This window comes from Flavobacterium sp., from assembly GCF_017985075.1.
Classification (GTDB): Bacteria; Bacteroidota; Bacteroidia; order Flavobacteriales; family Flavobacteriaceae; genus Flavobacterium.
The window spans coordinates 23,539-31,505 of record NZ_JAGNYF010000020.1 but is presented as its reverse complement, the minus strand read 5'-3'; the positions used below and the strand labels follow the sequence as shown (position 1 = coordinate 31,505).

The following is a 7,967-nucleotide window of genomic DNA, read 5'->3' as shown; positions in this document are numbered from 1 at the left end:
GATTGCTTTTTCTTTTGAGTAATGATACCTGCTCCTAATTTCTTTGTTTTGTTTTTCGATAAAAATGAAGCCAAAGCATACGGTTCGAATATTTTGTTTTTCAGAATTATCGTTTTATCAGAAACATCAGAGAGTAATTTTTCATCAAGCAACGGATAACTTGGATTTTTTGGAATATATACTATAGGTTCGACGTCAAATTCAGGTAAATACTTCACAAACTTTAACCAACGCTGTACGCCAGGCCCACCAGCTGGCGGCCAATAATAGGTGATGATTAAAACTTTATTTGCACTCAAAATATTATATTTATATACCCGTCAGGTTTAATATGAATTTATTTTATTTCAGCTAATTTATTATTTTGTTTTCTCCAATAAAAAATCCCTAAACCTATAGCGATAAGCATTAAAAGAGTGGATATTAAAGCAATTGTACTTCCTGTTTTTACAACTTCTGGTTCAAATATAAACTCGATTTTATGTTTTCCTGCTGGAATTTCTAAACCACGTAATACATAATTTACATTTAGTATTTCAACATCTTTTCCGTCAATGGTAGCCTTCCAACCTTTTTCGTAATACATCTCAGAAAACACACCAAAACCGTTTTTAGAGTTATCCGAAACATATTTTAAATGATTGGGTTTGTATGATGTCAACTCAATAGTTGAAGTGGAATCTTTACCTGTTTCAAAATTAAATACACCTTTAGTTAAAGCTGGTTTCATAAAAGTAGCTTCCTCTTTCGTTTTCAACTTATCCAAAGCTTTCATTTCTTCATCGGCAGAACTTACCACTTTCACTTTTGAAACGAACCAAGCATTTCCATTCGCATTAGGGTTGTCTATCTTTTGTGGATTGCCTTCTTCATTGGTTTTTAAAATATACTTTGTATTTAACATATTCCAAACTTCCATATTGTTTTTCGCAATTTGATAATAAAAAACTTCTTGGAATTTTTTAGGTTTAACTGCACTATAACCACCTATTGATTGATGAAAAAATGATGCTCTTGAACTGTTTATATTACCATCCACATCAAAAACCCTATAATGTGTAGTGTCTTCTAATATAATTGCATCCGCTTCAGTAGGTTCGCCAAATGGTCGTTCTATTTGACTTTTCGAAACAAAATCATCGGCTTTAACGTAGTTTTTCGCCACTATAAATAAATCTAAAACCATTACAATTCCAACCAAAAGCACAGTTGTGAATTGTGAAAATGAATTTTTAAGGAATAAAAACATTGTTCCAAAAACTAATAGCAGCAAACCAAATGCTCTATAAACAGAAGAAAAATACATACTTTTTCTATCTTCTATTATTAAATCTAAAACTAATTTTTCAATTTTAGATTCACCATCATTGTAAAATTTAAAATAATATATTCCTAAAACATAAATAAATATTAATAATCCTGCTGTAATTCCAAAACTATAATATAAAGATTTTTTACGTTTTTCTTGATCTTCTACAGACAAGAAACTATGTAATCCTAAAATAGCTAAAGCAGGAAAACATAATTCTAAAATAACTTGAATTGAAGAAACTGACCTAAACTTGTTGTATAAAGGTACATAATCTAAAAAAAACTGTGTTAATCCGTTGAAATTTTTACCAAAGGAAAGAAATAATGAAAACAATATACCTGCTAATAAAGCATATTTTATTTTTCTATTTTCAATAAATAATGCTAATATTCCTAAAAAGAAAACGATTATTCCAATATAAGCTGGAGCTGAAACTCCGGGTTGATCACCCCAATATGTAGAGGCTTGACTGTTTACCATATAAATTGCCTCAGATTCTGGTACACCATTTTCAATGGCGTACTTAACTAATTTTGAATCTTTATCAAATTTGTCACCGCCAGAACCAAATAACTTAGGGGCAATTAAGTTTAAACTTTCAGCAACGCCGTAACTGTATTGCGTAATATAGTCGTAACTCATTGCATTCGTATCCGTTTTCTTTTTGCCGTTTTCATCGAAAGTTAAATTACTATTACTTCTCGTAGAATACTTAGCGTATTCGGCAGTGGCTAACAAGTTTGTAGCATTCGCACCAATAGCTAAAATAGCCCCTAATCCTATAATTGCGAATGATTTGTATAGATGTTTGAAATCTTTTTCTTTAACAATTTCGTAGATATAAAACCCAATTACGAAAGCAAATAAGAACAAGAAATAATACGTCATTTGGAAGTGATTCGCCTGAATTTCTAATCCAGCAGCAAGCATCGTTACAATTCCACCAATCAAATATCGCTTACTAAAAACAAATATAATTCCTGCTAAAACCATTGGGATATAGGCAATAGCGTGCGCTTTTGCATTATGTCCTACTCCTAAAATAATAATTAAATACGTTGAAAAACCAAACGCTAAAGCACCAAAAAAAGCTTGTAAGGGTTTCACTCTTAAACTCATTAATAGGATATAAAAACCTAAGAAATATAAAAATAAATAATCGGCAGGACGCGGTAAAAATCGTAAAACACTATCTAAACTTTTAATATAATTATGAGGATATTTTGCACCTAATTGATACGTTGGCATACCACCAAATGCGCTATTTGTCCAGTACGGCTCTTGATGAAATTCATTTCTAAAGTCGTTTTGTTCTTTTGCCATTCCATTATATAGTGCAATATCAGATTGCATTAATTGTTTTCCAGACAATACCGGATAAAAATAAATAATAGCAATTACTATAAAACCAAAAATGGCATATAAATGTGGTGCAAATTTTTCTAATTTCTTCATGTTACTTCTTAAATTAATATCCTACAAAAATAAAAAAATCTCCGCGTTAACGGAGAAAATTATTCAACTTCTTCATAATCGATGTAATCACCAACTACTTTTTTTTCTTTTTTGGGAACTTCTTGTTTGTTTTCCGATGCGGATTGATAGTTTTGTTGCTGTTGTTCAAACTGCTTTTTAATATGTTCTTCTGCTTTTTTCGCCACTTTTTGCATCAAATACGGTGCTAATAGCCTCATTGCGAACTTAAATAAATAATAAAACAAAATGATGTAGAAAATGGTTCTAATAAATCCCGGCACACTTGCTGTATCCATAATTGTATTTTTTTTGTCAAAAATAAGGAATATATCAAATCTAATACTTAAAATTATGATAAAATATTTACATTTGAATTTTAAAATAATCTTTATGAAGTTTCCCACAAAAGTTGTTTGTATAGCAACAATATTGATAACGTCAATTGCTAATGCACAATATACGGATGAAGTCAACTCAAACCGTCCTGGAAAATCTATGATGGCATTTGCAGTTGGTAAAAGTGTTATTCAAACAGAAACTGGTGTAAATTACATTTCTGAAAACCACGATAAACTGAACTATAGCGCTAAAGGATATTTTGCCGATTTAGCTTTACGTTGGGGATTATTTAAAGAAGAATTGGAGCTTATTGCCGAAATTCAATACCAAAAAGATTCGTATCAAAAATTTGATGTTGCTTCTAACAGAAGTGCCTTACGTCAAACTACTTTTGGGGCAAAATATTTAATTTATGACCCATTTAAAAAAGGACCCGAAAAACCAAGCATCTACAGTTGGAAAGCCAATCATCGATTCAAATGGAAACAATTTATTCCCGCGTTTTCAGCATATGCAGGAGCCAATTTGAACTTTTCTGAAAATAATTTGTTTGCGAATACTTCCGTAGTAGAAGCAAAATTTAGTCCTAAAGTAATGGCGATTGCACAAAACCATTTTGGAGACAGAACGGTTTTAGTAACCAACTTAATTTACAATAAAATAGGAACTGATTTTGCCAGTATCGATTATATTTTAACCGTAACACACGGAATCAATCAAAATTTATCTGTATTTCTTGAAAATCAAGGTTACAATGGCAAATATTATAGTGATGGTATTTTCAGATTAGGTGCAGCATATTTGCATAAAAAAGATATGCAATTTGATGCTTCGATTGGTACCAGTATTAAAAATACTCCAGGTATATTTTATGGTGGCGTTGGTTTCACTTGGCGTTTTACTAAAAATTACAAAGAAGTAAAAATGGACAAGCCCGGCACCAGAAGTAAAATGGATAAGAAAATGGACAAAAAAGCAGCGAAAAACAAAAGAAAAGACGGCGTAGAATAATGATAGAAATTAAAGAAATTTTCTCGAAACAAGAACTGAAAGCATTTGTAACCTTTCCTTTCGAGTTGTATAAAAACAATAAAAACTGGGTGCCACCGCTAATTCAAGAAGAATTAGAGACGTTTGACAAAACCAAAAATCCTGTTTTTAAAACGGCTGATACTCATTTTTATTTGGCTTACAAAAACAATAAAATTGTAGGTCGGGTTGTAGCGATTATCAATTGGGATGAAGTAAACATTTTAGGCAAAAAGAAAGTGCGATTTGGCTGGTTTGATGTCGTTGATGATATTGAAGTTACGAAAGCACTTTTAGATAAAGTAATTGCTTTTGGAAAGGAACATAATTTAGAGAATATTGAAGGTCCTATGGGATTTTCAAATTTGGATAAAGTAGGCTGTTTAATTGATGGTTTCGAAGAAAGAGGTTTAATGATTACTTGGTATAATTTCCCTTATTACGCAATGCATTTTGAACAATTGGGTTATGTTAAAGAGAAAGTATATTTAGAGAGTAAATTTCCTTTTTCAAATATTGATGCTACAAATTTTCAGCGCGTGGCGGATATGATTGAAAAAAGATACGATTTAACCCATTTGAATTTTACAAAAACCAAAAACATTATGCCTTACGTAGACAAAATGTTTACATTATTCAACGGAAGTTATGCGTCCTTGCAATCATTTGTACCAATAAATGATATTCAAATTGAGTATTTTAAAAAGAAATACATTTCGTTTATCAATCCTGAATTTATAAAATTCGTGATGGATAAAGAAGGTAAAATGGTGGCTTTTAGTATTGTAATGCCAGATTTTGCTGAAGCGTTACAAAAAGCAAAAGGAAAACTATTTCCAACAGGATTTTTACATTTATTAAAAGCGAAAAACAAATGTAAAACCGCCGTGTTTTATTTAATTGGCGTTTTACCCGAATACCAAAGTAAAGGCGTAACTGCAATTTTATTTAATGAAAACCACATCAGTTTTAAAAAAATTGGAGTAGAAAATTGTATGCGAACACCTGAATTAGAAGACAATCACGCGATTCACAATTTATGGAAAAATTTCGATCCAGAATATCATAAGAAACGTTGTACGTTTATAAAAGAATTGTAATAAAACTGCTATGGTAACAAAAGAAGATCTTGAGAAAAGATATAGTAATTTATCTAATTCAGAATTATTAGATATTATAGAAAATAAGTTTAGTTATACAGAATTAGCTGTAACAGTTGCAATTGAAGAAATTGGCAATAGAAAAGTAACAGAAGAAGAAATAAAACTCTACAAAGAAAAAAAAGTCATTGAATTTAATACATTAGTACAAAAAAATATTTATGATGATTTATCTCTTATTCAAAAAAATTTATTTTTCTTTATTTGGATTCCCTATATAAATTTTTTTATTAAAAGAAGATTTTTAGATGACGAAGCTGAACTTAAATTAATACAAGCAAATTATTATTCTTGGTTTGGTTTCATAACCTTCGCAATCACTACATTTATCGGTAATTATCTTCATCTTTCAGACAACTCTATAATACTTTGGCTAATATGTTTTCCAATAGCCTATTATTATGATGAATATTTTAATAGACAGAATCAAATAAGAAAATTACAAAGAATGTTTCCAACTTCAAATGAAGAAAATGTTAATGATGATTTAGATATTCATAAAAAATAGAAATTAATAAAAAAGAAAATAGAACTAACAAAAACACATACAAAATGGACTTAATGGGAATGATGGGTAAATTAAAAGAAACCCAACAAAAAATGGAAGAAACTAAAAACAGATTAAACAGCGTTTTAGTGGACGAGCAAAGTAACGACGGTTTATTACAAGTAACACTAACAGCTAACAGAGAAATTAAAAACTTCAAAATTTCCGATGAATTACTTCAAGATAAAGAAATGTTAGAAGATTATTTAGTTACCGTTTTAAACAAAGCCATTGCAAAAGCAACAAACGTAAACGAAGCCGAAATGGCTGCCGTAGCCCAGTCTGGGATGCCAAGTATTCCTGGAATGGATATGTTTAAATAAATTTATTTTCTTAAAAATTGAACTATCTCATTACTATTATCGGACCCACTGCTATTGGAAAAACATCCTTAAGTATTGCTTTGGCACAACATTTTGGTTGCGAAATCATTTCGTGCGATAGTCGACAATTTTTTAAAGAAATGAAAATTGGTACAGCTGTGCCTTCGGATGATGAATTAGCCGCAGCACCTCATCATTTTATTCAAAATAAATCGATTTTAGAACACTATTCTGTCGGTGATTTTGAAAAAGAAGCACTTGAAAAATTAGACGCACTTTTTACTAAAAACAACATCCAAATTATGGTGGGTGGTTCTGGTTTATATGTAGATGCTGTTTTAAAAGGTTTTGACGAATTTCCGGATATTGAAGAAGGTGTTCGTTCTGAAATTAAAAAAAATTATGAAGAAAAAGGAATTTCTTATCTTCAAGACACTCTAAAAGAATTAGATATAAATTATTATAATTTCTTGCTAGAAAACAATGCACAAACATTGAAAAATCCGCAACGGTTAATGCGGTTTGTTGAAGTTTGTATTGGAACTGGAAAACCTTATATTTCTTTTATAAAAAAGGAAAAAAAACAGAGAAACTTCACTCCTATTGTTATTGGTTTAGAATCGGATAGAGAAATTATGTACAATAGAATAAATCAACGTGTTGACATAATGATGCTTGGTGGTTTGCTTGAAGAAGTAAAACCTTTATATAAACATAGAAATTTATACCCTTTAAAAACAGTTGGTTATCAAGAGTTATTTGCACATTACAATGAAGAAACTGATTTGTTTGATAATTTAGGTTTTGCCTTTGAGGAAATAAAACAAAACACACGCCGATTTGCAAAACGTCAAATGACTTGGTTTAAGCGTACAGAAAATACTATCTGGTTTGATTTTGAAACAGATAGAAATAAAATTATTGAAATTATAAATTCAAAAATCCAAAATAGGTAAATCCCAATTCGTAAATCGTTAATCTCAAATCGTAAATCAAATGCCAATTTCTACAGAATTTACCTCTATTTACAAACAAAATTTTGAAATTGGTTTTCAACATTGCTACCCTAACGGTTTTTTAAAACATACCGAAATTTGTAATTTATTTCAAATAGTTGCGGGCATTCACGCCGACTTAGGTGGCATTAGTTATTTAGATATGCAGCAACATAACCAAGCTTGGGTGTTGAGTAGAATGCGAATTGAAATATCAAAATTACCAAAATGGAAAGATACTATTAGAATTAAAACCTGGATTAAAACCTTAGAAAATTCGCGCTCCATTCGTTGTTTAGAAATGTATTTGAATGATGAAAAATTAATAGGCTGCGAAACTTTTTGGGTGGTAATAAATACAACTACCAGACGACCAGATAATTTAGCATTACCGCATTCGCATTTTGAAAAATATGATACCGATAGTATTGCACAACCCATTCAGAAAATAACAATTCCGGAAGTATTTACACATAAAAACGAAAGAAGAATTCTTTTATCGGATATTGATATTGTTAATCACGCCAATAATGTTAAATATTTAGAATGGTGTTTGGATGTAGCTAACGTAGAAATGGTATTGAGTAATTCAATTAAAGCGCTAAACTTAAACTACTTACAAGAATTAAATTATAATGACGAGATTGATATTCAACACAATGAAAATTCATTCTTAATTACTAAAGAGGGAAAAAGCTGTTTTGCTTTGGAGATTGAGAAGTAAAATAAACAAATAGGAACATAGTAGTTTTTAAGTGTTTTATTATTAAGAAAACATAGCTATGT

8 protein-coding genes and 1 pseudogene are annotated in these 7,967 nt (G+C 30.2%); 6 read left to right on the top strand and 3 right to left on the bottom strand.

What is annotated here, in order from left to right:
* From KA468_RS05860 to KA468_RS05850, 3 genes and pseudogenes are all read right to left on the bottom strand, one after another.
* Nucleotides 1-299: pseudogene (locus KA468_RS05860) on the bottom strand (glycosyl transferase family 1); the annotation flags it as partial.
* A gap of 38 nt (nucleotides 300-337) precedes the next feature.
* Nucleotides 338-2,767, bottom strand: coding sequence for a YfhO family protein (locus KA468_RS05855; protein WP_291242005.1), 2,430 nt, complete (start codon nucleotides 2,765-2,767; stop codon nucleotides 338-340).
* 59 nt (nucleotides 2,768-2,826) lie between these two features.
* Complete coding sequence (locus KA468_RS05850; RefSeq protein ID WP_291242004.1) at nucleotides 2,827-3,084, bottom strand: DUF4834 domain-containing protein; 258 nt, start codon at nucleotides 3,082-3,084, stop codon at nucleotides 2,827-2,829.
* Between the two features lie 94 nt (nucleotides 3,085-3,178).
* Here KA468_RS05850 and KA468_RS05845 point away from each other — a divergent pair, with 94 nt between their 5' ends.
* From KA468_RS05845 to KA468_RS05820, 6 genes are read left to right on the top strand one after another with little or no spacing between them, the layout of a single operon-like run.
* Nucleotides 3,179-4,138, top strand: coding sequence for a transporter (locus KA468_RS05845; RefSeq protein ID WP_291242003.1), 960 nt, complete (start codon nucleotides 3,179-3,181; stop codon nucleotides 4,136-4,138).
* Nucleotides 4,138-5,256 (top strand): GTP cyclohydrolase, encoded by a 1,119-nt coding sequence (locus tag KA468_RS05840; protein WP_291242002.1) that lies wholly within the window; start codon nucleotides 4,138-4,140, stop codon nucleotides 5,254-5,256. Before KA468_RS05845 ends, KA468_RS05840 begins: the two co-directional genes overlap by 1 nt.
* A 10-nt stretch (nucleotides 5,257-5,266) precedes the next feature.
* Complete coding sequence (locus KA468_RS05835) at nucleotides 5,267-5,824, top strand: hypothetical protein (protein ID WP_291242001.1); 558 nt, start codon at nucleotides 5,267-5,269, stop codon at nucleotides 5,822-5,824.
* A 44-nt stretch (nucleotides 5,825-5,868) separates the two neighbouring features.
* Nucleotides 5,869-6,186: a YbaB/EbfC family nucleoid-associated protein gene (locus KA468_RS05830; RefSeq protein WP_291242000.1), complete on the top strand. Its 318-nt coding sequence runs from the start codon at nucleotides 5,869-5,871 to the stop codon at nucleotides 6,184-6,186.
* Between the two features lie 17 nt (nucleotides 6,187-6,203).
* On the top strand, nucleotides 6,204-7,142 hold the full coding sequence (gene miaA, locus KA468_RS05825; RefSeq protein WP_291241999.1) for a tRNA (adenosine(37)-N6)-dimethylallyltransferase MiaA: 939 nt from the start codon (nucleotides 6,204-6,206) through the stop codon (nucleotides 7,140-7,142).
* 40 nt (nucleotides 7,143-7,182) lie between these two features.
* Nucleotides 7,183-7,905 (top strand): acyl-ACP thioesterase domain-containing protein, encoded by a 723-nt coding sequence (locus KA468_RS05820; RefSeq protein ID WP_291241998.1) that lies wholly within the window; start codon nucleotides 7,183-7,185, stop codon nucleotides 7,903-7,905.
* The last annotated feature ends 62 nt before the right edge of the window (nucleotides 7,906-7,967 follow it).